Source organism: Corallococcus sp. CA054B, assembly GCF_003611625.1.
GTDB lineage: Bacteria > Myxococcota > Myxococcia > Myxococcales > Myxococcaceae > Corallococcus > Corallococcus coralloides.
The window spans coordinates 21,185-43,349 of the sequence record NZ_RAVY01000004.1 but is presented as its reverse complement, the minus strand read 5'-3'; the positions used below and the strand labels follow the sequence as shown (position 1 = coordinate 43,349).

Annotated in this window: 21 protein-coding genes; 10 read left to right on the top strand and 11 right to left on the bottom strand. The window is 69.8% G+C overall.

The annotated features are described in order from the left end of the window. Nucleotides 1-29: 29 nt before the first annotated feature. Together D7V80_RS01770 and D7V80_RS01765 are read right to left on the bottom strand one after the other, a co-directional pair. The gene (locus D7V80_RS01770) at nucleotides 30-815 is read right to left on the bottom strand and encodes an alpha/beta fold hydrolase (protein ID WP_120586494.1); all 786 of its coding nucleotides are present in this window, start codon (nucleotides 813-815) and stop codon (nucleotides 30-32) included. Between the two features lie 35 nt (nucleotides 816-850). Next, the gene (locus tag D7V80_RS01765) at nucleotides 851-1,792 is read right to left on the bottom strand and encodes a magnesium transporter CorA family protein (RefSeq protein WP_120586493.1); all 942 of its coding nucleotides are present in this window, start codon (nucleotides 1,790-1,792) and stop codon (nucleotides 851-853) included. Nucleotides 1,793-1,880: 88 nt separating this feature from the next. On the opposite strand from D7V80_RS01765, the gene D7V80_RS01760 reads away from it, so the two are divergent. Genes D7V80_RS01760 through D7V80_RS01750 form a run of 3 tightly spaced genes read left to right on the top strand, consistent with a single transcriptional unit; the run spans nucleotide 1,881 to nucleotide 5,058 of the window. Next, nucleotides 1,881-3,023 (top strand): hypothetical protein, encoded by a 1,143-nt coding sequence (locus D7V80_RS01760; protein WP_120586492.1) that lies wholly within the window; start codon nucleotides 1,881-1,883, stop codon nucleotides 3,021-3,023. Continuing rightward, nucleotides 3,020-3,865, top strand: coding sequence for an HAD-IIB family hydrolase (locus D7V80_RS01755; protein WP_120586491.1), 846 nt, complete (start codon nucleotides 3,020-3,022; stop codon nucleotides 3,863-3,865). The genes D7V80_RS01760 and D7V80_RS01755 overlap by 4 nt, the downstream gene beginning before the upstream one ends. Further along, complete coding sequence (locus D7V80_RS01750) at nucleotides 3,862-5,058, top strand: class I SAM-dependent rRNA methyltransferase (protein WP_120586490.1); 1,197 nt, start codon at nucleotides 3,862-3,864, stop codon at nucleotides 5,056-5,058. Before D7V80_RS01755 ends, D7V80_RS01750 begins: the two co-directional genes overlap by 4 nt. Nucleotides 5,059-5,123: 65 nt before the next feature. Here the strand turns inward: D7V80_RS01750 and D7V80_RS01745 are convergent, their stop codons facing one another. The 3 genes from D7V80_RS01745 to D7V80_RS01735 form a co-directional block, all read right to left on the bottom strand. Then, nucleotides 5,124-5,546, bottom strand: a complete 423-nt coding sequence (locus tag D7V80_RS01745; protein WP_193352564.1) for a hypothetical protein — start codon at nucleotides 5,544-5,546, stop codon at nucleotides 5,124-5,126. A gap of 80 nt (nucleotides 5,547-5,626) precedes the next feature. Next, on the bottom strand, nucleotides 5,627-6,055 hold the full coding sequence (locus D7V80_RS01740) for a hypothetical protein (RefSeq protein WP_120586489.1): 429 nt from the start codon (nucleotides 6,053-6,055) through the stop codon (nucleotides 5,627-5,629). A 36-nt stretch (nucleotides 6,056-6,091) separates the two neighbouring features. Next, complete coding sequence (locus D7V80_RS01735) at nucleotides 6,092-7,033, bottom strand: hypothetical protein (RefSeq protein ID WP_014395845.1); 942 nt, start codon at nucleotides 7,031-7,033, stop codon at nucleotides 6,092-6,094. Between the two features lie 202 nt (nucleotides 7,034-7,235). Here D7V80_RS01735 and D7V80_RS01730 point away from each other — a divergent pair, with 202 nt between their 5' ends. The 3 genes from D7V80_RS01730 (at nucleotide 7,236) to D7V80_RS01720 (ending at nucleotide 10,056) form a co-directional block, all read left to right on the top strand. Further along, on the top strand, nucleotides 7,236-7,871 hold the full coding sequence (locus tag D7V80_RS01730) for a serine aminopeptidase domain-containing protein (RefSeq protein WP_120586488.1): 636 nt from the start codon (nucleotides 7,236-7,238) through the stop codon (nucleotides 7,869-7,871). 158 nt (nucleotides 7,872-8,029) lie between these two features. Continuing rightward, a complete protein-coding gene (locus D7V80_RS01725) occupies nucleotides 8,030-9,844 on the top strand; it encodes a S8 family serine peptidase (protein WP_120586487.1) in 1,815 nt (604 codons plus the stop codon). Continuing rightward, nucleotides 9,841-10,056 (top strand): DUF5818 domain-containing protein, encoded by a 216-nt coding sequence (locus D7V80_RS01720; protein ID WP_120586486.1) that lies wholly within the window; start codon nucleotides 9,841-9,843, stop codon nucleotides 10,054-10,056. Before D7V80_RS01725 ends, D7V80_RS01720 begins: the two co-directional genes overlap by 4 nt. A 36-nt stretch (nucleotides 10,057-10,092) precedes the next feature. Here the strand turns inward: D7V80_RS01720 and D7V80_RS01715 are convergent, their stop codons facing one another. The 6 genes from D7V80_RS01715 to dnaJ all read right to left on the bottom strand — a co-directional run bounded on the left by D7V80_RS01715 (nucleotide 10,093) and on the right by dnaJ (nucleotide 19,568). Continuing rightward, on the bottom strand, nucleotides 10,093-11,289 hold the full coding sequence (locus D7V80_RS01715; protein ID WP_233585065.1) for a type II CAAX endopeptidase family protein: 1,197 nt from the start codon (nucleotides 11,287-11,289) through the stop codon (nucleotides 10,093-10,095). 82 nt (nucleotides 11,290-11,371) lie between these two features. Next, a complete protein-coding gene (locus D7V80_RS01710; protein ID WP_120586485.1) occupies nucleotides 11,372-13,927 on the bottom strand; it encodes a 1-acyl-sn-glycerol-3-phosphate acyltransferase in 2,556 nt (851 codons plus the stop codon). 14 nt (nucleotides 13,928-13,941) lie between these two features. Further along, the gene (gene argS, locus D7V80_RS01705; protein ID WP_120586484.1) at nucleotides 13,942-15,663 is read right to left on the bottom strand and encodes an arginine--tRNA ligase; all 1,722 of its coding nucleotides are present in this window, start codon (nucleotides 15,661-15,663) and stop codon (nucleotides 13,942-13,944) included. A 74-nt stretch (nucleotides 15,664-15,737) separates the two neighbouring features. After that, nucleotides 15,738-17,438 carry a hybrid sensor histidine kinase/response regulator gene (locus D7V80_RS01700; protein WP_120586483.1) on the bottom strand — a complete coding sequence of 567 codons (1,701 nt, stop codon included), beginning with the start codon at nucleotides 17,436-17,438 and terminating at the stop codon, nucleotides 15,738-15,740. A gap of 138 nt (nucleotides 17,439-17,576) precedes the next feature. Next, the gene (locus D7V80_RS01695; protein ID WP_120586482.1) at nucleotides 17,577-18,305 is read right to left on the bottom strand and encodes a HEAT repeat domain-containing protein; all 729 of its coding nucleotides are present in this window, start codon (nucleotides 18,303-18,305) and stop codon (nucleotides 17,577-17,579) included. Between the two features lie 81 nt (nucleotides 18,306-18,386). Next, the gene (dnaJ, locus tag D7V80_RS01690; protein ID WP_014395854.1) at nucleotides 18,387-19,568 is read right to left on the bottom strand and encodes a molecular chaperone DnaJ; all 1,182 of its coding nucleotides are present in this window, start codon (nucleotides 19,566-19,568) and stop codon (nucleotides 18,387-18,389) included. Between the two features lie 121 nt (nucleotides 19,569-19,689). Between dnaJ and D7V80_RS01685 the strand changes: the two genes are divergently transcribed. The 4 genes from D7V80_RS01685 to rpsG all read left to right on the top strand — a co-directional run bounded on the left by D7V80_RS01685 (nucleotide 19,690) and on the right by rpsG (nucleotide 22,150). Beyond that, on the top strand, nucleotides 19,690-20,424 hold the full coding sequence (locus tag D7V80_RS01685; protein ID WP_120586481.1) for a hypothetical protein: 735 nt from the start codon (nucleotides 19,690-19,692) through the stop codon (nucleotides 20,422-20,424). After that, a complete protein-coding gene (gene rimI / locus D7V80_RS01680; protein WP_014395856.1) occupies nucleotides 20,421-20,915 on the top strand; it encodes a ribosomal protein S18-alanine N-acetyltransferase in 495 nt (164 codons plus the stop codon). Before D7V80_RS01685 ends, rimI begins: the two co-directional genes overlap by 4 nt. Nucleotides 20,916-21,136: 221 nt before the next feature. Continuing rightward, nucleotides 21,137-21,508, top strand: a complete 372-nt coding sequence (rpsL, locus tag D7V80_RS01675; protein WP_014395857.1) for a 30S ribosomal protein S12 — start codon at nucleotides 21,137-21,139, stop codon at nucleotides 21,506-21,508. A 171-nt stretch (nucleotides 21,509-21,679) separates the two neighbouring features. Continuing rightward, the gene (gene rpsG, locus D7V80_RS01670) at nucleotides 21,680-22,150 is read left to right on the top strand and encodes a 30S ribosomal protein S7 (protein WP_014395858.1); all 471 of its coding nucleotides are present in this window, start codon (nucleotides 21,680-21,682) and stop codon (nucleotides 22,148-22,150) included. The last annotated feature ends 15 nt before the right edge of the window (nucleotides 22,151-22,165 follow it).

The window sequence follows — 22,165 nt, the reverse complement described above, 5'->3', positions numbered from 1 at the left end:
CCCTGGCGAAAGGACGGGGACTCCGCCCATCAGGCCAGCGACGCGAGGAAGCTGTCCAGCACCGAGTTGAACGCCTCCGGCTGTTCCTGGTTGGGCAGGTGCGCCGCGCCGGGGATGACCTCCAGCCGCGCGCCCTGCACCAGGTCCGCCATCTGCTTCGCCTTCGCCAGCGGCGTCACGGTGTCGTGCTCGCCCACCACGACCAGCGCGGGCCCCGCGTAGCGCGCGAGCAGGTCCTTGCTGTCCAGCCGCAGCGCCATGCCCCGCTGCGCGGCGGCGATGGACTCCGGCGACACGGACAGCCCCAGCTTCGTCACCTCGCGGCCCACCGGTGAGTCCGGCCCCGCGTGGACCAGCTTGGGCACCAGCCCCTGGACGACGGACGCGGTGCCTTCCTTCAGTGCCTGCTGCGCGGTGGCCTCGCGCTTGTCCTTCCCGGCGGCGTCGTCCGCGGTGCACTGCGTGTCCGAAAGCACCAGCCCGCGCACCCGGCCCGGATCCTCGCGCAAGAGCGCCAGGGCCGCGTAGCCACCCATGGACACGCCGCCCACCACCGCCGTGTCGATGTTCAGCGCGTCCAGCAGCGCGAGCGCGTCCTGTGCCAGCTTGCGCATCTCCGTGGGGCCTTCGCCCAGCCGGCTCTGCCCGAAGCCGCGCAGGTCCGGCACGAGGAAGCGGTAGCGTCCGGACAGCGCGGCCACCTGCCGGTCGAACGCGGAGCCATCCAGCGGGAAGGCGTGCATGAGCAGCACCGGCAACCCCTGCCCCACGTCCCGGAAGTGCAGCGGAACCCCATCCACGGCGACCGTCAGCATGCGTGCCTCCTCGCGGCCCGTCGCAGGGGGCGGCGTCAGATCCACTTCTTGTACTTGAACCAGCCGACGAGCCCCAGGGGGAAGCCCACCATGGTCACCCACATGGCGGCGTACCAGCCCGGTCCCGTCAACTGTTCGAAGTTCTGCCCGAAGAAGCCCACGATGAAGGACAGGGGCAGGAAGAGGGTGGCGAAGATGGTGAGCTGCTTGCTGATGTCGTTGGTGCGTTGGGCCACCATGGACAGGTAGCCGTCCATCACGTTGCCCACCACGTCGCGGCTGGCGTCGATCTGCTCGTAGAGCCGGATGAGGTGGTCATAGACGTCGCGGAAGTACAGCGTCGTCTTCTCTTGAATCTGCGGGATGCCCCGGCGAGCCAGCATGCCCACCACGTCGCGCTGCGGGGACAGCACGCGGCGCAGCGTCACCAGCGCGCGCTTGAGCTGGAAGATGCGCTGCAGGTGCTCCGGGTCTGGCTCGGCGAAGATGGCGTCCTCCAGGTCGTCCAGTTGGTCGCCGAAGTCGTCCATGATGGGGAACTGCGCGTCCACGAGCGCGTCCGCGAGCAGGTAGAGGATGACGTCCACGCCCCGGCCCAGGGTGCCCGCGGGGTCGTCCTTCACGCGCCGCAGGACGGTGTCGTGGCTGGGCAGGCGCAGCGCGTGCACGCTGATGAGCCAGTCATGCGCGAGGAAGAAGTGATGCTCGTGCAGCGTGAGCTCCGTGACGTCCGGACCGCAGCTGAAGCCCTGCATCACGATGAACTGGTGGTGCGGGTATTCCTCCAGCTTGGGCCGCTGGTCCAGGTGCAGGCAGTCCTCCACGGCCAGCCGGTGCAGCTGGAAGCGGTCAGCCAGGCGGCCCAGCACCTCCGCGTTCGGCTCCAGGACGTCGATCCACTTGGGTCCCGGCTTTTCGAGCAGTTCTTCACCCCCCGAGACAGCCCTGCCGTCCTCCCACAGACAGACCTGGATCATTTCCGTGGACTCCCTGGCCCACCCCTCGGGCCCGGGACGCTTGCTAGAACTCCCCGGACGCGATGTCGAGGGGTAGAGTGGGGGCAACGTGTCCGCTGCCGCCGAGAATCCACCGCCGGCCTCCCTGACCCCGAGGCTCGAACAAATCCTCCAGTCGCTGCCCGACCGCGCCTTCGCCGCGCGGCTTCGAGCGGTGTATCTCGCCGCGGCCCAGGCCATCTCCCGGCTGAGCGACCTGGACCTGGTGAAGTACGAGACGCCCGTCGTCGACGCCAGCCCCGACCTGTCGCTCTGGGAGGAGATGGCGCCCGTCATCCGCGACACGGTGATGGACGTCAACGCGCTGCTCAACGTCATCCGGGAGCAGTTCCCCGGCACGCCGCCGCCGGCCGCGTCCAGCAAGGGGGCCGGAGACGTGCCCGCCATGCTCCAGGAGGGCATGGCCCGGCTGGCCCAGAGCATCACCCAGCTGGGCGAGGCCATGCGCAACCCGTCCGTCGTGAGCGACCGCTGGCAGCTGTTGGCGGAAATCCAACGCTTCCGGTCCGACTACCGCGAACAGATGAGCCAGCTCGTCTTCGAGTCCGCGAGCACCTTCGGCGAGGTGTCTCGCGCCCAGGTGGTGCCCGGCTACGAGGCGGAGGTGAAGGCGGCCGTCACGGTGCGCGCCATCACGTCCGACCTGTCGCGCATCGTCACGGCGCGGCTCAACAAGGTGCGCGACGCGAAGCCGGAGGAGGTGCTGTGGAACGCGCAGCAGCTCCAGACGGAGCTGGACGCCTTCGGCCGCACCGCCGCGTACCGGAACCTGCGCGCGCAGGACAAGCGCCACATCGTGGAGGCCCGCGCGGAGATTGGCGCGCTCGCGCTCGAGAGCACTCCCGAGCAGGGACGGCTGCTGGCGGTGACGGAAGGGCTGGAGGAGCTGGTGCGGAGCCTGTCCGCGGTGAACCAGCGTCAACTGCTCATCCTCCACGACCGCGAGGTGTGGGCCGCGTGCGGCGTGCGCCTGGAGCGCGCGCTGATGCAGTCGAAGAAGGATCCGGTCGCGTCCGCGAAGGCGCTGGCGGAGGCCGCGGCCAGCGCGCAGTCGCTCTATGGCCGGGACCCCACCATGGATGCGTTCCTGCGCAAGGCGCGCAAGCTGAAGCTCGCCACGCTCACGGGCCCGGAGCTGCTCTCCACCATCGAGTCCTTCCAGTCCCAGCTCGCGCAACTGGACGTGATGTGAAGACAGTGAATGGGAAGGCCGTGGAGCCGCGCCCCCTGCGGCTGGCGGACCTGTCCGGCGTGCAGGGCGTCTTCACCGACGTGGACGGCACGCTGACGACGGACCACAAGCTGCGCAGCCAGACGGTGCGCTCCCTGGAGCAGCTGTCCGCGGCCGGCCTGCGCGTGGTGCTGGTGAGCGGCCGGCCGGCGGGGTGGGGCGAGGCATGGGCCCGCCAGCTCCCCGTGGACGGCGTCGTCGTGGAGAACGGCGGGCTGTTCTTCCTCAAGGACGCCAAGGGGAAGCTGCGCAAGGTGTACCTGGAGCCTCCCGCCCAGCGCGTGGCGAACCGCCAGCGCCTGGAGAAGGAGGTCGAGCGCGTGCTCGCCCAGGTGCCCGGCGCGCGCCTGTCCGTGGACAGCCGCTACACGGAAGTGGACCTGGCGGTGGACTACAACGAGGAGGCCCGGCTGGGCGATGAGGGGGCCTCCCGAATCGAGTCGCTGCTGCGGGCCCGGGGCGTGACGGCGGTGCGCTCGTCGGTCCACATCAACTGCTGGCTGGGCCGCTTCGACAAGCTCTCCGCGTCGCGCCGCTTCGCCAAGGTGGCGTGGGGCGAGAAGCTGGACCCCGCGGACGGCCGGTACGTCTACGCGGGGGATTCTTTCAACGACGCTCCGATGTTCCAGGCGTTCAAGCTGGGCGTGGGCGTGGCCAACGTGCGCGCGGTGTTGGACCGCATCGATGCGCCGCCGGCCTTCATCACCCGGGCGCCCGAGGGGCGGGGCTTCGAGGAGCTGGCTTCAGCCCTCCTCGCCCGCCGCCGGACGGCCCGCAGTCGCAGTCGAGGAGTTTCAACGTGAATGTCGTGAAGCTGGAGCTGGCCCGAGGCCTGGGGCGTCACCTGCGTGCGGGGCACCCGTGGGTGTTCCGCAAGGCCCTGGAGCACACGCCGCGGATCCCGGCCGGCAGCGTGGTGGACCTGACGGAGAACGGGAAGTTCGTCGCGCGCGGGTACTACGATCCGCACTCGGCCATCGCGGTGCGCGTGCTCACGCGGGACTCGCGCGAGACGGTGGACTCGCGCTTCATCACCCAGCGCGTGCAGCGGGCCCTGGCCGCGCGCACGGCGCTCATCGACCTGAAGGACACGGACAGCTACCGCCTCATCCACGGCGAGGGCGACGGCCTGCCCGGCGTGGTGGTGGACCTGTACGCGGGCTGGGCGGTGATGAAGCTCTACTCCGCGGGCCTCACCCCGTACCGCCCCCTCATCGTGGAGGCGCTGAAGGCGGGCGTCCCGGGCCTCAAGGGCATCCTCGGCCGCGACGAGGTGGGACGCGACGACGTGGAGGAGGACGACGGGCGCGGCAGCGGGAAGATGCTGTGGGGCGAGGAGGCCCCGGAGCTCATCCCCATCCGCGAGCGCGGCGCCATCTTCCTGGTGGACGCGTGGAAGGGGCAGAAGACGGGCTTCTTCCTGGATCAGCGTGAGAACCGCCACCTCATCCGCCGGCTGGGACAGGGGAGGGACGTGCTCAACTGCTTCAGCTTCAGCGGCGGCTTCTCCGTGAACGCGGCGCTGGGCGGGGCCAACAGCGTCTTCTCCGTGGATCAGGACCCGGAGGCCATCGCGCTGGCGCGGGAGAACTTCACGCGCAACGGGCTGCCGGCGGCGAAGCACGACTTCCTCGCGGCGGACGTGTTCGCCCTCATCCAGTCGTTCAAGGAGGAGGGCCGCACGTTCGACCTCATCATCCTGGACCCGCCCGCCTTCGCGAAGAGCCAGCGCGCGGTGGAGGCGGCCGTGGACGGCTACGCGTCCCTCAACCGGCAGGCCCTGGCGCTGCTGCGTCCCGGCGGCCTGCTGGCCACGGCGTCATGCTCCGCGCGCGTGACGGGGGACATGTTCATGGGCGCCGTGCGCGAGGCGGGCTTCAAGGCCGGCGTGGACCTGGCGCTCGTGGAGGAGCGCTACCAGCCGCCGGACCACCCCGTGCGCCTGCAGTTCCCGGAAGGGAAGTACCTCAAGTTCTACGTGATGCAGTCGGTGTAGCGGCTCCAGTCCGGCCCCGGGGCGCGCCTGCCATGAGGCGCGCCTCCGGTGGTGCTCGGGAGTGCTCAGGTACCGAAGACCTTGTGGGCCACGCGGTCCAGCACGTCCTTGCCCCAGACGACGCTGGCCTTGCCCAGCCGGTCCAGGTCGCGGGTGAACTCGCGGCCGTCCGGCATGACTTCGTAGGTGCGGGTCAGGAACAGATTGCCGGTGTCGGGCTCGAAGTCGACGTTGCCGCCGCCGGTGTCCGTGCCTTCTTCCTGCTGCTGCTGGAAGCCCTCGATGATGCCGGGCTTGGGCGGTTCGCGGAACCGGTAGATGAGGGCGCTGCACTTGAGCGCCGGCGGCGACTCGACGTGCTCGAAGGCGTACTGGCCTTCGCCGTTCATCATGCCGCCCAGCCCCTGCTCGTTGAGGCCCTCCGTGACGCCAGCACCCTGCGTCTGGAGGTACCACTTCACCAGCTGCCGGGCCGCGTCGCGCGTCATCGGCCCCCCAGCGGGCGGCGCAGGACGCGCCAGGCCCATGGAGGACAGCAGCCACTGAATCTTGCTGGAGAACGTGCTGATCACTTCGCGGGGATGACGCGGTCCGCGACGCGGTTGAACACTTCGTCGCCCCACACGAGGCTGGCTTCCACGAGCCGGTCCACGTCTTCCTTGAACTGCTGCTCCGACGGCACCACGCCGTACGTGCGGCTCAGGAAGAGGGACTTGTTCTCGGTCTCGTAGTCCACCTTGCCGCCGCCGGTGTCCGTGCCCTTCTTCTCTTCGTCACGGAACCCGTCGATGACGCCCGGCCGGGGCGCGTCGCGGAAGCGGTAGATGAGGGCGCTGCACTTCAGCGCCCCCGAGTCCTTCACGTGTTCGAAGTAGACCTGCGCGTCGCCAAGCGCGGCGCCGCCAAATCCCTTCGCGTTCAGCCCGGAGGCCTGCGCATCGCCTCCGTGGGCCCGGATGAATGACTGCACCAGTCGCTGGGCATCTTCGAGCGTCATACGTGCAGTCATACCAGTCCGGACCCGGGATTAGAACTAGCCGGCGCGAGCCTGGTCGAACGGGACGCGCTGGTTGAGGTACGTGTCGTTGATGTTGTGCGCGCCGGAGAAGATGCTCTTCTCGGAGAAGTAGCGGATCTTCGCGTCCTTGCCCGCGTGCTTGAGCAGGTCCAGGGGGCCCTTGCCGCTGGTGCCCAGACCGAAGAGGCCCGGCACGGGGTCCTTGTCGTTGACGTAGTGGACGTACTTGGGGCCGTCCGGGTAGGTCGCCGCCGCGGCGCCGAAGGTCTCCACGGAGACCTTGCCCAGCTTCTCCTGCACCTGGGCGGGGGACAGCCCGTCTTCGATGCGCAGCCGCTTGGCCACGTCGTTCAGCGCGCGGCTGGTGATGAGGCCACCCTGGCTGTGCGCCATCAGGTGCACGTCACGGCCGGCCTTCAGCTCCGTGTAGAGCGAGTCCGCCAGCGTGTCCACGGCCGGGTTCTTGCCCTTGTCCATCTTGTCCGTGATGCACTGGCCCAGGTCCTTGAAGAAGCCCTCGGTGGAGTTGTGGATACCGATGGTCTTCTGGCCCGTCTTGTCCGCGATGGCCTGCATCGTGGTCTCCTGGCCCGCCTTGTCCGTCATCATCCCGTTCACGTAGATGATGGTGCCCGGCTGCTTCACGCCGCCCTTGGGCTCGTAGGCCGGAATCTGGCTCAGCGGGGTGCTGGCGTCGAAGGCCTGCCCACCCTTGCCCATGATCTTGCCGTCATAGGCCTTGTCCTTCGCGCCGGCCGGAGCCGTGAACACGGCCGCGGGGGCCGCGGTGCGCACCGCGCTGTTCGACGCCTTGGTGTCGAAGCCGTCCTTCACGGTGTTGGCCGGCTTCGCCGTGGCCGGGGTGGCCGTCTTGGCCGGAGCGGCCGCGCCGGTCGTCCCCGAGGTCGTGGTGGTGCGCGCGATGTTGTTGTTGGAGGTGCGCCCGATGGTTCCCATGGCTTGAGGCTCCTGCGGTGTGCGGATTTTTGAAGGGGGAAGGGAAAGCTTGCTGCGTTGATCCATTCTCACCCGAAGCGCCGAAAAGTTGCGAGCAGGTCACGGAATGTGTGCAACGCGCTGCGACACGGGACGTCCGGCAGGGGACGCCAGACGGGAATCCAGCCCGAGCGCATCCGGGAGGACGGCTTAAGGTGGGGGCATGGTCCAGAAAGGTCAGTTCCTGGAGCGCTCCACGCTCATCCCCGTGGGTTCGGACGGCACGGTGATGGAGGGCACGGTGCACCGGGGCCAGAAGTCGCCGCCGCTGCTCATCCTCCCGCCCCGGCCGGAGGAAGGGGGCGGAATGGATCACGTCCTGGCGGCGGAGCTGGCCTTCGCGGTGGCGCGGGCGGGCTTTCCCACCCTGCGCTTCAACCACCGGGGCGTGGGGGCCAGCCAGGGCGTCCGGGGCACCGGCGGGGCGTTGGTGGAGGACGCGGAGGCGGCGATGCGGGTGGTGCTGGAGAACGCGGGGACGACGGCGCTCGCGGTGGCGTCCCTGCACGGCGGGGCCCGGGTGGCGCTGGCGCTCCAGGAGCGGCACCCGGCCGTGGGCGGACTGTGTCTGGTGGCGCCGGATGTGGACCCGTTGTCACTCGTGCGACTGTCGTGTCCGCTGCTGGTGATCGTGGGGGCGGAGGACACCCGGGTGCCCCGGGCGGCGCTGGCCGCGGCTGTCGCGGAGGCCGGGGGCGATTTAGAGGTCATCGACGATGCCGGGGCGACCTTCCATCGCAACCTTCCCCAGGTGGGGCGGGCGGCGGCGGCATGGCTCCAGCGCCTGGCGGGCGGGTAGGGCGTTGGCGTGCAAACCGTTGGACTTCTTCACCTTTCTTCATCCCCGGCGCCTTGCACGGCCGGCCGGGGGGCGGACAGACTGAAAGCGCAGACCCAATCGTCCCGCCGTGCGTTCGTAGTGGGTCTTCGAGGCGTCTTCGTTCAAGGAGTGTCCCGATGCGGATGAGGCGATGGAACGTGGTTCTCGCGGCGCTGGCCCTGTCGGCCTCGGCGTGCGCTTCCGCGTCGCGGGAGCCGGAGGCCCCGGCCGGGCAGGACCTGGCGGCCGCGCAGGCGGAGGTGTCCCGGGCGGTGGCGGAGGGCTCGGACGACGTGGTGTCTGGCGCCATCGTGGTGGACTTCAAGGACGGCACCACCAAGGAGCAGTTCGACGCCTGGGAGCAGGAGTGGGGCGTGGACCTGGAGTTCAACTCCCTGGAGGGCCCCCGCACGGGCGTCACGCTGGCGGTGGGCGTGGACGGCGTGGAGGACGTGCTCCAGCGCATCCGCCAGAACCCGGCGGTGGAGTCCGCCGAGCCGCTCATGCAGGTGCGCACCAGCTACACGCCGAACGACCCCCAGTTCGAAGCCCAGTGGAACCTCCGGATGATCGACATGCCGAAGGCCTGGGACGGCAACCGGGGCAAGGGCGTGGTGGTGGCGGTCATCGACACGGGCATCGCCTACGAGGACCACGACGACTTCAAGCAGGTGCCGGACCTGAAGGGCGTGTCGTTCGTGAAGGGCTATGACTTCGTCAACGACGACGAGCACGCCAACGACGACCACGGCCACGGCACGCACGTGGCGGGCACCATCGCGCAGGCCACCAACAACGGCGAGGGCGTGGCGGGCGTGGCGTTCGACGCGACGCTGATGCCGCTCAAGGTGCTGAACCACTTCGGCAGCGGCACCTCCGCGGACATTGCGGACGCCATCCGCTTCGCGGCGGACCACGACGCGAAGGTCATCAACATGTCGCTGGGCGGTGGCCTGTACTCGCAGGTCATGGCCAGCGCGGTGGACTACGCGCGCAAGAAGGGCGTCACCGTGGTGGCCGCGGCGGGCAACACCGGGCGCGGCCGGGTGGAGTTCCCCGCGGCGTACCCGGGCGCGGTGGCGGTGAGCGCGGTGGGCCCGTCCGGCACGCGCGCGCCGTACTCGTCCTATGGCAAGGAGCTGGACATCGCGGCGCCCGGTGGTGACAAGAGCCGGGGCGAAACGGGCGGCATCCTCCAGAACACCATCGACCCGCGCGACCCGTCGCGCTCCATCTACGCCTGGTACCAGGGCACCAGCATGGCCGCGCCGCACGTGGCCGCCGTCGCCGCGATGCTCTACGGCGCGGGCGCCACCTCGCCGGACGAGGTGGAGCAGGCGCTCTACGCCGGCGCCAGGGCGGCGGAGAACCAGGCCTGGACGGAGGAGTACGGCCACGGCGTCCTCAACGCGAATGCCTCGCTGAAGGCCTTCAACGGCGCTTCGCCCCGGTGGCCGTCGCTGGGCTGGGCCGCGGCGCTGCTCGCGCTGGTGCTGCTCACGCTGCGCGGTCGCGAGCGTCCGGGTTACCTCAACGTCCTCTTCCGCCCGGCGTTCCTCGTGCCGCTCTTGCTCTCCACGGTGGGCTTCTTCTTCCTGCGCACCTGGTTCGCGGGCGCGGCGGGCACTGCCCAGGACGTGGTGAGCGTGGCGTCGCTGCCCATCCCGGACTGGCAGCGGATCATCTTCGGCCGGGGGGCGGTGAACCCGCTGTTCTACAGCGCGCTCATTCCCCTGGTGCTGTCGTTGCCGGCCATCGCGTGGCGGGGCTTCCGGCCGGCGGTGGGCGGCCTGGCGTTGGGCTTCGCGGGCTTCCTGGCCTACGCGGCGTGGGTGGGCGCTCCGGCGCTGGCGTGGATGCCCTTCACCTTCCTGGCGAAGCCGTGGCTGGGCTTCAACACGGTGGTGTGCCTCGTCATCGCCCGCGCGATGCTCAAGAGGGAGGACGCGTGAAGCTCTCCGGCACGGTGCAGTACCAGGACCTGGAGGGCGGCGTGTGGGTCCTGAAGGCCGATGACGGCCGGACGTACCAGCTCGCGGGCGGTGACCGGAAGATCAAGAAGGACGGTCAGCGCATCTCCGCCGAGGGCAGTATCCAGCGCGACGCCGTCACCGCCGCCATGGTGGGGCCGGTGTTCCACGTCAGCTCGTACAAGCCGGAGTAGCAACGGGGTGCCCGGGGGGAGCCATCCCTCCGGGCGTCAGAGTTGGATCTCGGGCTTGCTCTTGGCTTTGAGCTTGCCCTTGCCGGGGCCATACGCCTCCGACTGGCGCAGCCGCTCTTCTTCGTAGGCCTCCATGGGCACCTCGCCCCTGCGTACGGCGTCGCGGAGCTGCCGCATGGCCTTGCGCTCGGCCTTGAGCGCCGGGTCCGCGTCCTTGGGCAGCGGCTCCACCGGGTGCTGGACGTCGTAGACGCTCAGCGACACGCCACGTCCATCCACCAGGCCCAGCCCCACCAGGGACAGCGTGGCCGCCGTCACCCAGGGCAGCAACTGGACGGCGAAGAGGGGCACGGGCTTCGTGGCGCGCACCTCCTCGTCGCCGGGCGGAGCGCCGCGTCCCCACACGGACGGGAAGTGCCGGGACGCGGCGCGCAGGCCCAGCAGCGCCGTCCAGCCCACCAGCGCCAGACCCAGCACGGCGCGCCAGTCCGTCACGTCATCCGTCGCCCCGTCCTTCGCGAGCCCCGAGTGCGTAGCGATGAGGAACAGCGCCGACGACACGATGTTGTTGGCCGCGTGCGCCGCGATGCCCGGCCACAGCGAGCCGGTGCGCCAGAAGAGCCAGCCGAACAGCAGTCCCAGCTCCGCCCGGGCGAGGAATCCCACCGGGTCCAGGTGGAACGCGCTGAACACCACGGACGAGATGATCAACGCGCGCCACGGGGACGCGGGGGCCGGCGGCGTCAGGGAGCGCTGGAAGAGGCCGCGGAAGAAGACCTCCTCGCACAGCGGCGCGGCCACGGACACGCCGCCCAGGAGCAGCGCCAGCTCCACCGGTGACTGGCCCTCGAAGAGGCGCGAGGCGTCGAACATCTCCCGCAGCCACGCGGGGGCCACCTTCTGCGCGAGGAACTGCACGGGCACCACCACGGCGACGAAGTTCGCCACGCCCAGCAGGAAGCCGAACAGGGTGGGTGCGCCCAGGAACGGCGTGAGGCCCACGTACGCGGCGGGCCGGTACCCCGAACGGCGCACCATGATCCACGCGAGGCCCAGGAAGAGGAACACCTCCGTGAACCACACGCCGAAGGCGGGGTTGAGCAACTGGGTGACGGCGCCCACCGTCACGAAGAGCCCGAAGGCCAGGGCCGCGGCGAGCACGGGGTGGGGCGGCGACAGCGGCGCGGGGGCCTCCGCCGGCCGCGGGTCGCTGGAAGGGGAGGCTTCGTCCACCGTGTCGTCTCCTGCCCCCTCTCCGTCTGGCGAAAGAGGGGTGGGGTGCCGCGTTCGCTTCCAGGCGCTGCGAGGCGCTTCGTCAGGCCCGGTGGAGGTAGCCGCGGATCTCCTCCGCGAGCGGGTTCTTCCGGGGGAGCTCCGCCGCCGAGGCCGGGTCGCCCAGCCGCAGCTTCTTGTCCTCTTCCACGAGGATGCGCTGATCCAACAGGTACTCCACCGCGTTCTCCAGCGTCGTCTTCGCCAGGGACTCGGCGGCGGTGATACGGCCGGCGTTGTACTCGCCGCGCCCCGTCTCCAGCGCCAGCTTGACGAACGTCTTGCGGTCGGTGGCCACGCCCGCGGCCACGTCCGGCAACGTCATGGCGGCCAGCAGGTAGGCCTCCAGGAAGTCGCGCAGCAGATCCGCCAGGAACTCCAGGTCCGGCTGGGCGTGGGCCTCCGGCGCGCGCGTGAGCGTGTCACCGTCGTGGATGACCAGGCCCATGCGCACGAGCCGCTCCACGCACTCGGCGAAGATGGTGTCGAACGACGCGCCCACCCGGTAGATGAACTCCACCTTGAAGAGACGTGACAGGAACAGCGCGCGGGCCTTCACGGAGTCGTACGGTGCGGGCGTGCCCGCGAGCAGCGCGTTGGCCACCAGGCTGCGCGCGGCCACCAGGTTCATCAGCGTGTTCTTGTAGAAGGACATCTCCGGGCGGCGTGAGTCCTCCACCTGGTAGCTGACCTCACCGCGCGCCTCCTGCGTGCGCACCATCTCGTCGGAGATGAACTCGCGCATCGCGTCCTGGATGGGGCCCAGCGTCTCCGGGTTGCTCGGCGCGTTGGCCAGCTCCTTGGACAGCCGCGCGCCGTCCTCGGAGGCGATGCGGCGCAGCAGGCTGATCCGGTCCGTGAGCTCGCGCTGGGTGAGGCCGCGCCGGCGGTGGGCCAGCAGCGACGCGCTCACCAGCGCGTGCGGCGTGACGGTGGACACCTTGCTGATGCCGTACATCACGCGGTTGCCCAGCGCGCGCACCAGGCCCTTCTTCTGCTCGTCCGTCACCGGCTCCTGCGGCGACAGGCCACGCGCCTTCATGAACTCCACCAGAGACAGCGGCTCATCAAACGTCAGGTGGATGCGCCCGTAGCGCGCGGCCAGCACCTTGGGCGCGCTCAAGAGGGCCTTCAGGTCCTCCGGCTTCTTCTCCCCGCCGGCCAGCTCCTTCGAGTAGCTGTCGGACTCCACCACCTTCTCGTAGTCGATGGAGACGGGCACGAAGTAGAGGTCGTTGCGCGCGCCGTCCAGCACCGCTTCGACCTGCCACGTGAGCATGCCCAGCTTGGGCGTGAGCAGCTTGCCCGTGCGCGAGCGGCCACCCTCCGGGAAGAACTCCTGGTGGATGCCGTCGTGCACCAGCTTCTTGATGTACGCCTTGAAGGACGCGGCGTAGACCTTGTCGCCCTTGAACGAGCGGCGCAGGAAGAACGCGCCGCAGCGGCGGAACAGCACGCCCAGGGGCCAGAAGGACAGGTTCGCGCCCGCGGCCACCAGCGGCGCGGTGTAGCCCCTGTTCCAGAGCACCCAGCTCATCACCAGGTAGTCCACGTGGCTCTTGTGGCTGGGGCAGAGCACCACCGGCGCCTTGCCCGCGGCCTTGAGCGCGCGATGCAGGCCGGCCTCGTCCACGCCGATTCCGTCGTAGATGCGGTTGAACACCCACTCCAGCACCGGCGCGATGAGCGCCAGCACGGACGGGTTGGGCTTGGCCGCGATGGCCTCCAGGTTGCGCTGGGCCTCGCGGTACACGCTGGACGGCTTGCGGCCCGTGGCGGCGGCGTGCTCGTCCAGCACCTTGCGCAGCTGCCGGTCGCGCAGCGTCTCCTCGATGAGCCGGTCCGTGGGCTTCTGCGGCGGACCGAACACCGCGCGCGTCTCACGGGCGAGGAACACGTGCAGCGTGCTGCGCACCTTGCGCGCCAGCACCTCGTCGCTGACGCCCGGGTTCTCCTCGATGAACTTGCGCAGGTCGATGGGCTCTCCCACGCGGAACTGCGCGCGCTTGTAGTTGCGGAAGAACGCCACCATGGAGTGCACGAAGCCCGGCGCCTCCGGGCTTCCGAACAGCGCGTCGCGCCAGCCCGGCTTGAGCTTCGCGGGGCGCTTCTCCCAGACGAACAGCTCCGGCACCAGGAACACCGGGCGCTCGGAGCCGCGCGCCAGCCGCACCAGCTCGGGGAAGGGGTCCTCGCGCGTCTCCTTGCCGGAGGCGTGCAGGAGCGCCGTGCGGCGCAGGAACACCAGGCCGCTGCCGCCCTGCTCGCGGGCATAGCGGAAGCGCTCCTCCACCGCGCCGCCCTGGGCCGTCTGGCGCCAGGGTTTGGTGAACCACGGCCGCAGGTTCACCACCGCGCGGATGGGCGGCATGGCCCGGCGGACCATGGCCCACGCGATGTAGAGGAAGTTGATCCACGCGGTGGTGCGCATGACGTGCACCACGAAGCCCCGGGCGCTGAGCGCGCGCAGCTCGTTCTCGGCCTCCGGCGGGAAGTGCACCCCGTCGAAGTACCGAGCCCCGAGCACCCGGGACATGGGACCGAATTCCTCCTTCAAAGCCTCTCCTTGCGTCGCGGTCTGCGCCAGCGCGGTGTCCAAAGCAGCCCCCCAGGCTACATGTTTTCCGGCGTCGGGATGCCCAGCAAGGTGAGCCCCGCAGCCAGCGTGATGCGCGTTGCGTCCGTGAGCGCCAGCCGGGCCGCGCGCACCGCGTCATTCCCCTCCACGAGGATGCGCTTGTCGCGGTCCTTGTTGCCGGCCGTGTAGTAGCGGCTGTACGCCGCCGCCACGTCCAGCAGCAGCCGCGCCACCAGGCTGGGCTCGTACTGCTCCGCCGCCGCCTTCACCGTGTCCGGCAGCCGCATCAGCTCACGCACCAGGGCCTGCTCCTCCGGGAGCGTGAGCAGCGCGGGGTCGTAGCCCGTGGGCACGCCGCCGCCCTTGCGCAGCACGTTCGCGCTCCGGGCGTGCGCGTACTGGAGATAGGGCCCCGTGTGCCCCTCCAGGCTCGTCACCTCGTCCCAGTCGAACGTGTAGTCGCTGGCGCGGTTGTGCTTGAGGTCGCCGAAGACGATGGCGCCCAGGCCGATCTGCTCCGACAGCGCCTCCGCGTCGGTCGTCTCCAGGTTGCCCTGCGCGACGTTCTCCTTCACGCGCTGGAGCACGCGCTCCTTCGCCTCGTCCAGCACCTGATCCAGCTCCACCACCTGGCCCTTGCGCGTGCTCATGCCGTGGATGCGGCCGAACGGCACGTGCACGCACTTGTCCGCCCACGGCTGGCCCATCTCCTTCAGGGTGCGGAACACCTGCCGGAAGTGCAGCGCCTGGTCCTGCGCGACGACGTAGAGCGACTTGTCGAAGTTGAAGCGCGCGTGGCGGTCCTCGGCGGCGGCCAGGTCGCGCGTGGCGTAGAGCGTGCTGCCGTCGTTCTTCTTGAGCAGCACGGGCGGCTCGCCGTCCGCGTAGGGCATGTCCACGATGATGGCACCCTGGGACTCCTTCACGCCGGGCTTCTTCGCGATCTGGTTGATGACCGCGTCCATCTTGCCCTGGTAGCGGCTCTCGCCCTCGATGTGCTCGAAGTCGATGCCCATGCGCGCGTAGACGCGCTTGAAGCCCTTGAGGCTCGTCTCCCGGAACTGGTTCCAGAGCTTCATCGCCTCCGTATCGCCGGCTTCCATGCGGCGGAAGAACTCGCGGGCCTTCTCGTCGAAGGCCGGGTCCTCACCGGCGCGCTTGTTGGCCTGCACGTAGACCTGGACCAGGTGCGCCATGTCCTCCCGGAGTTCCTCCTTGCCGAACTCCTGGAAGCCCACGGCCACCAGGCCGAACTGCTTGCCCCAGTCACCCAGGTAGTTGATGCCCTCCACGCGCCAGCCCAGCGCGCGGTACAGGTTCGCGATGCAGTGGCCCAGGAACGTGGTGCGGATGTGGTGGAAGCCAATGGGCTTGGCGATGTTGGGCGACGAGTAGTCGATGACCACCGTCTTGCCCTTGCCGTCCTCCGCGTCGCTGCCGTAGGCGAGCCCCGCCAGGCGCACGCCGTCGATGACCTCCTGGGTGAAGGGGAGGGGAAGGAAGCGCGCGTTGACGTAGGGGCCCACGGCCTTGACCTCCAGGCCCGGGACCTGGAGCGCCTGCGCGAGCTGCGCGGCGATGGCGGGGGGCGCCTTCTTCTGCGCCTTGGCGAGGGGGAAGGTGGCGAAGCTCAGGTCGCCGTGCGCGGGATCCGCGGGCTTGACCTGGGGCTCGATGTCAGCGGCGGGGACACCCAGGGCCCCGGCGAGGGCCTGGGCGAACGCGGCGCGATAGCGGCTATAGACAGAAGTGCTCATGGACCGCGCGGATACTACCCAAGGCGGGGCGCCTTCCATCCACCTCTTCTGTGGGGAAGGCGCCGGAGCGTCGTTCAGGGCACGGCAGGACCGCGGCTCTTGGGACGCACCACCGAGGCCACGGTGTCCAGCAGCTTGGGCAGCTTCAGCGGCTTCTCGAAGTACCCGTCGATGCGGTCCGGCCCTTCACCCGAGGTGAGGGACGCGACGTCGCTCGCGCCGGAGATGATGTAGACGACCACGTCCGCCAGCGACTCCGTGGTGCGGATGTAGTGGAGCACGGAGCGTCCGTCCTCCCCGGACAGCCGCAGGTCCAGCAGCACCATGGCCGGCCGGATGTGGGACAGGATGGAGCGCGCCTCGGCGGCGCCGGAGGTGGCCATCACCCGGTAGCCCTCCTGCTCCAGCACCTGCTCCAGCACCTCGCGGCAGTCCACGTCGTCCTCCACCAGGAGGATGCCGCCCGCCTTGGGCGCGGCCTGGTTCACGTCCGGGGCGCTCACAGCGCTCGCGAACAGGGGCAGGACCATCTGGAACGTGCTGCCCTCGCCCAGGATGCTGCTGGCGTCCACGCGGCCGCCGTGCAGCGCGACAATCTTGGCCACCAGCGGCAGGCCCAGGCCCGTGCCCGGTGGGCGGGGCATGCCCGGCTGCGCGCGGTAGAACGAATCGAACACGTGCTCCAGCGCTTCGGCCGTCATGCCCTGGCCGGAGTCCTTCACGGTGAGGACGCCCAGGCCCTCGCTGGATGACACGCTCACCTCGACGACGTCGTCCGTCTCGCTGTGGTGGATGCCGTTCTCCACGAGGTTGTGGATGGCCTCGGAGATGCGCTCGCGGTCGCCCCGGACGAACACCTCCGGGCAGGGGGGAATCACCACGCGCACGCGGCTGTGCTCCGCGACGGCGCCCAGCCCCCGCACCACCTCTTCCGCCACGGCCTTGAGGCCAAAGGGGCGCTGGTTGAGCTGCATCTTCCCGGACGACAGCCGGGACATCAGCACCAGGTCGTTCACCTGCTGGAGCAGCCGGTCCGCGTTGCGATCGCAGATCTGCACCGCGCGGCGCTGCCCGTCCGTCAGCGTGCCCAGCTTCTCCCGGCCCAGCATGGCCAGATAGGCCTTGATGGTGGTGAGCGGGTTCTTCAAGTCATGGGACACATTGCCGAGCAGCTCCTCGCGGTTCTGCTCCAGGCTCTTCAGGCCCGCGATGGCCGTCTGCAGGTCCTTGTTGCGGCGGGCGCTGTCGTCGCGCAGCCGGGCCACTTCGTAGGCGGCGGTGAGCTGCGACGCCAGCGACTGCATCAGCACGTCGGACGCCTTGCGGCGCGCGCCCAGCACCACGAGCACGCCCGTCACGCCCTGAGGCCCCTCCAGGGGCACGGCGACGGTGTCGTCCTCGCGCAGCAGCACCTTGTCGGTGAAGCACCGGCCCACCACGCCCTCGCCCGGGACGGCGGCGGTGACGCGCTCGTCGTAGCGTCCGCGCACGTGCTCCACGTGCAGTTGGTTGCGCGACGGGAAGTGACGCGCGACGTAGCAGACCTTCGGCTTGAGCAGCGTGTGGAGCGTCTGCAGCTGCGCGCGCAGGGCCTCGGTGGGGCCCGCGTTGTCGGTAAGCTGCCGGCCCATCTCCAGCAAGGCCTGGGCAGCGGCATCGGTGTCCACCGGTGGCGGCGGTTTCGCCGCGCGCTTCGGTGCGGCCTTCTTCGCGGTGATGGCGGGGCGCAGAGGGACTACCTCTGCGAGCTGCGGACCCTTCTTCTTCGATGGCACGCGTGAATCCTGCTTCATGTCTCGCGTGGGAGGGAACCGCACCGAAGCCCGGTGCCCTCCACCAACGCCGAGCATGTCAGGTGCCCGACAGCCCCCCAGCCCCGCTGTCCGCTTCCCGGGCCAGGGTACTGGAATGACTCAGGGCCGGCGCTGGATGCGGCCGTCCTTGTCCAGGCTGTAGGGCTCCACGAGGGCGGCCTGCACCTTCTCCTGGTAGCCCTGCACGGCGAAGCCGCTCTCCGCCAGCGCCGCCAGCGCCACGGTCTGCACGCGGCGCGCGGTGTCCTCGGAGGTGAGCAGCTTGAGCAGGGGCTCGCGCGCCGGCTCGTGCTTCAGGGGCCCCAGGACGTTGATGGCGGCGATCTTCACGTCGTCGGACATGTCCTCCAGGAAGGGGAGGACGGCTGGGGCCACGCGCGGATCCTGCTTGCCCAGCACGTGGTGGAGCAGCACGACCTTCTTTTCCGGGTCGCGCGTGTAGCGGGTGGACAGGTGCTGGAGCGTGTCGGTGATGACGCCCATGAGCGCGTCCTCGGGCAGCAGCTCCTGGAGGATGCGCAGCGCCCAGGACGTGGCCTGATCGCTCGCCTTGAGGAAGGCGCTCACCGGCGCGACGGCGTCCTGGCCGAAGTGCTTGATCAGCTCGAACGTGTGCTCCTTCTCGTCCGCGTCGGTGGTGAGCGGGTCCACGGTGATGGTGAACCGGCTGAGCAGCACCGTGACGGCCTCGGGGAACTTCATCTCCCCCAGCTGCTGCAGTGCCTTCTGCCGCGTGGACGGCTCCCCGTACTTCTGGGTCACCTTGGACTTGAGCTTGAGGGCTTTTTCGGGGCCCGAGCCGCCCGTGAGGAAATCAAAGAGACCCATAGGTACGTACCCGCTCCGGATTCGGAAGAGTGGAGGCGCCATGTAGGACGGTGCGCCTTCCAGGACAAGTGGCAACGACAACTACAACGCTAGCTCCCGGCGAACGTCGCCCCGGTAGGCCCGCGCCAGCGTCTCCGCGGCGGCCCGGACCTCGTCCGTGGCCTCCTCGGGGACCTTCACCTGGAGCAGCAGGTACATGTCGCCCGGAGTGCCGCCCCGGAGCGACGGCACGCCGCGACCCTTGAGCCGCATCTTGCGGCCGGATTGTGAACCTGCGGGCACCTTCAGCGTCACCTCCCCCTGGAACGTAGGCACTCGCACCTCGCCGCCCAGCAGCGCCTCGGACACCGTCACCGGCAGGTCCAGATAGAGGTCGTCGCCCTCGCGGCGCACCAGCGGATGCTCGGCCACCTCCGTCTCGATGTAGAGGTCCCCCGGAGGGCCCCCCTGGATGCCCGCCGCGCCCTGGCCGGCCAGCCGCACCTTGGACCCCGTGACGACGCCCGCCGGAATCTTCACCGTCAGCCGGGTCGTCTCCTCCTTGATGCCGCTGCCGCCGCACTGCGAGCAGGGCTCCGGCGCCTTCCCGCTGCCGCGGCAGGTGGGGCACACGCCGGACCCGCCGAACATGGCGCCGCCCCGCCGGGCCCGGCCGGTGCCGTTGCAGGTGGGGCACGTCACGAGCTTCCCGGTGTTGCCCTCGCCATGGCACTTGGAGCAGCGGCCCGGCCGCTGGAGCGTCAACGTGCGCTCGGTGCCGGTGACGGCCTCCGCGAGGGAGATCTGCACGCGGGTCGTCAGGTCATCGCCGCGCTCGGCCGCGGTGGACCGGCTGCCGCCCCGGCCCCGGCCGAAGAGGTCGTTGATGTCGAAGCCGCCGGCCCCGCCGCCTCCACCCGAGCGCCCGAAGATGTCGTTGAAGAGGTCCCCCAGGTCCACGCCCTCGGTGCTGAAGGGGATGCCGCCGCCCCCGCTGCCCCCGGCCGCCTGGGCGGCGCGGTACTGGCGATAGGCCGCGGCCTTCTTCTCATCGAAGCCGATCTTCTCCGCGTCCTCGCCGAACTCGTCGTAGAGCGCGCGCTTCTTCGGGTCGCCCAGCACCTCGAAGGCGGTGTTGATGCGCTTGAACTTCTCCTCCGCCCCCTTGTCGCCGGGGTTGACGTCCGGGTGGTGCTGGCGCGCCAGCTTCCGGAAGGCCTTCTTGAGGTCGTCCGCCGAGGCCGTCCGTGGCACGCCCAGAATCTGGTAGTAGTCGTCAGCCATAGGTCTTTACGGTGGTGCAGTACCCGACAAGGGAGAACGTAACCAGCGGTGCGGTGAGCGCCAGCACGGGATGTCCGGACAGCACCGCGATGGTTACAGTCGCCGCACGATGAGGAAGGCCATGCCAGCACCGCGCGCCCGCCGGAAGGCCCCCCTGTGGCTGGCATGCGGGCTGCTCCCTGCGGCTCTGGGGATCGCCCTGGGGTCCGGGGTGACCGCCCACGCCGCCCCCCCGCCGCCCGCTCCCGCCGTCGAAGAGGGCAGGGTGGTGGACCGCGTCGTGGCGGTCATCGAGGGCCAGGTCCTCACCCAGAGCGAGCTGGAGATGGAGGCGCGGGTGGCACTGATCCAGCGAGGGGCCGTGCATGCCGCCGCCCTGCCTCTGGACGAGCAGACGCTCCGGGGAGCCCTGGAGCTGTCCATCAACCAGCGCCTCCAGGTCCTGAGCGCGGACCGCCTGCAGGCCTTCCCGGCGGAGCCGGCGGAGGTGGAGGCCCGGCTGGACGCCGTCCGAGCGCGGCTGGGAGGAGAGGGGGCGCTCCAGCGTTTCCTGGACCGGCATGGCGTGGACCGGAATGCCCTGGAGGCCGTGCTGGCGCGGGGCCTGCGGGCGGAACGAATCCTCGACAGCCGCGTCCGGTTGAAGGCACAGGTGAGCGAGGCGGAGGTCCGTCACCACTATGACGCCCACCGGGACCTGTACCCCGGTGAGTTCGACCAGGCGGCGCGCACGGCCATCCGCGAGGAGCTGGTCCGGGCGCGCTACGGAGAGCTGGCGGCCCAGGCTCTGGCTGAAGTACGCAAGTCGGCGCAGGTGCGGCGGGTGGCGCCCTTCGCGCGGGAGGCACGGCGATGAGACGGCTGCGGGACGACGGGACGCCCGATAAGGGAAAGGGCTTCCTGATCCGGCAGATGACCGTGGACGACATGCCGGCGGTGATGGCGCTGGAGAAGGCGTCCTTCAAGAACCCCTGGTCCACGGAGCTGCTCGGGCGCGAGCTCCAGCACGACTGGTCCACCATCCTCCTCGTGGAGGAGCCCCTGCCCGAAGGCGGCGTCGCCCTGCTGGGCCTGGCCATCTTCTGGATCGTCCACGACGAGGTCCACGTCCTCAACGTCGCCACCGCCCCCGTGCACCGCCGCCGGGGCGTCGCGCGCACCGTGATGGAGGAAGTCCTCCGCCGGGGCGTGGCCCGCCGCTGCTCCCTGGCCACCCTGGAGGTGCGCCGGGGCAACGAGTCCGCCCTCAACCTCTACCGCTCGCTGGGCTTCCGGCCGGTCGGCATCCGCCCGAACTACTACGTGGACGAGGGCGAGGACGCGATCGTGATGGTCCTCGACTTCTAGGGCCGTAAGGGAGTAGAGCGTCCGCCCGTTGTCGTCGTCCCAGGTTTTTCGGGTGTGAAGGGATGCACCCGGGTCCTCTGGCCGGTTCTGGCCCAGGGGCAAGCCATGCTTGACACCCGGGGGGCCCTCCCTATACTCGCGGGCCTTTTGTGTAGCCTGTAGGTAGATATGCTCCGCTTTCGTGTAGCCGGACGCGGGGTTCCCACGAAGAAGAGGTTTCAGTGCCGACCATCAGCCAGCTCGTCCGCAAGGGCCGCGAGAAGCTCAACATCAAGGGCAAGAGCCCTGCCCTGAAGGAGTGCCCCCAGAAGCGCGGTGTTTGCACGCGCGTCTACACCACGACCCCGAAGAAGCCGAACTCGGCCCTCCGCAAGGTGGCCCGCGTGCGTCTCACCAACGGCATCGAGGTGACTTCCTACATCCCCGGCGTGGGTCACAACCTCCAGGAGCACTCGGTGGTCATGATCCGCGGTGGCCGTGTGAAGGACCTTCCGGGCGTTCGCTACCACATCATCCGCGGCACGCTGGACTCCGTGGGCGTTGCCGGTCGCAAGCAGAGCCGCTCCAAGTACGGCGCCAAGCGCCCGAGCTAGTTTCGGTTCTCCCGCGCGTCGTTGGCGCGGAACACCTTCGCGGTACCTGAAGCAGTGTTGGACGCTGGCCCCACACCCTGGGGAGTGTCCCTGGAAGTTCCAAGCAGTCGTTCTTGAAGCCCCTGAACAAGGCTTTCCTCCGAGCGAGGAGAGTGGGGCGTAAGGGAAGAGATGCCTCGTCGTCGCGTAGTCGCCAAGCGGAAGATTCTCCCGGATCCGAAGTTCCAGGACCGGCTCGTCACCAAGTTCGTCAACGACCTGATGCGCAAGGGGAAGAAGTCCATCGCGGAGGGCGTGTGCTACGGCGCCTTCGCCCTCATGGAGGAGCGCGCGAAGGAAGACCCCCTCAAGACGTTCAAGAAGGCCCTGGACAACGTCAAGCCCGTCCTCGAGGTGAAGAGCCGCCGCGTCGGTGGCGCCACCTACCAGGTTCCCGTGGAGGTCCGTCAGGACCGTCGCGTCGCGCTGGGCATGCGCTGGATCATCTCCTACGCCAAGGCGCGCGGTGAGAAGACCATGCAGGAGAAGCTGGCCGGCGAGATCATGGACGCCGCCAACAACCGCGGGAACGCGGTGAAGAAGCGTGAAGACACGCACAAGATGGCGGAAGCCAACAAGGCCTTCGCTCACTACCGCTGGTAGGTCCCGAAAGGGGCT

Bases quoted from the DNA above. Each gene is read 5' to 3' on its own strand.
- D7V80_RS01770 (WP_120586494.1), bottom strand. From the start codon at position 815: ATGCTGACGGTCGCCGTGGATGGGGTTCCGCTGCACTTCCGGGACGTG.
- D7V80_RS01765 (WP_120586493.1), bottom strand. From the start codon at position 1,792: ATGATCCAGGTCTGTCTGTGGGAGGACGGCAGGGCTGTCTCGGGGGGT.
- D7V80_RS01745 (WP_193352564.1), bottom strand. From the start codon at position 5,546: ATGACGCGCGACGCGGCCCGGCAGCTGGTGAAGTGGTACCTCCAGACG.
- D7V80_RS01740 (WP_120586489.1), bottom strand. From the start codon at position 6,055: ATGACGCTCGAAGATGCCCAGCGACTGGTGCAGTCATTCATCCGGGCC.
- D7V80_RS01735 (WP_014395845.1), bottom strand. From the start codon at position 7,033: ATGGGAACCATCGGGCGCACCTCCAACAACAACATCGCGCGCACCACC.
- D7V80_RS01730 (WP_120586488.1), top strand. From the start codon at position 7,236: ATGGTCCAGAAAGGTCAGTTCCTGGAGCGCTCCACGCTCATCCCCGTG.
- D7V80_RS01725 (WP_120586487.1), top strand. From the start codon at position 8,030: ATGCGGATGAGGCGATGGAACGTGGTTCTCGCGGCGCTGGCCCTGTCG.
- argS (WP_120586484.1), bottom strand. From the start codon at position 15,663: ATGAGCACTTCTGTCTATAGCCGCTATCGCGCCGCGTTCGCCCAGGCC.
- D7V80_RS01695 (WP_120586482.1), bottom strand. From the start codon at position 18,305: ATGGGTCTCTTTGATTTCCTCACGGGCGGCTCGGGCCCCGAAAAAGCC.
- dnaJ (WP_014395854.1), bottom strand. From the start codon at position 19,568: ATGGCTGACGACTACTACCAGATTCTGGGCGTGCCACGGACGGCCTCG.
- D7V80_RS01685 (WP_120586481.1), top strand. From the start codon at position 19,690: ATGCCAGCACCGCGCGCCCGCCGGAAGGCCCCCCTGTGGCTGGCATGC.
- rimI (WP_014395856.1), top strand. From the start codon at position 20,421: ATGAGACGGCTGCGGGACGACGGGACGCCCGATAAGGGAAAGGGCTTC.
- rpsG (WP_014395858.1), top strand. From the start codon at position 21,680: ATGCCTCGTCGTCGCGTAGTCGCCAAGCGGAAGATTCTCCCGGATCCG.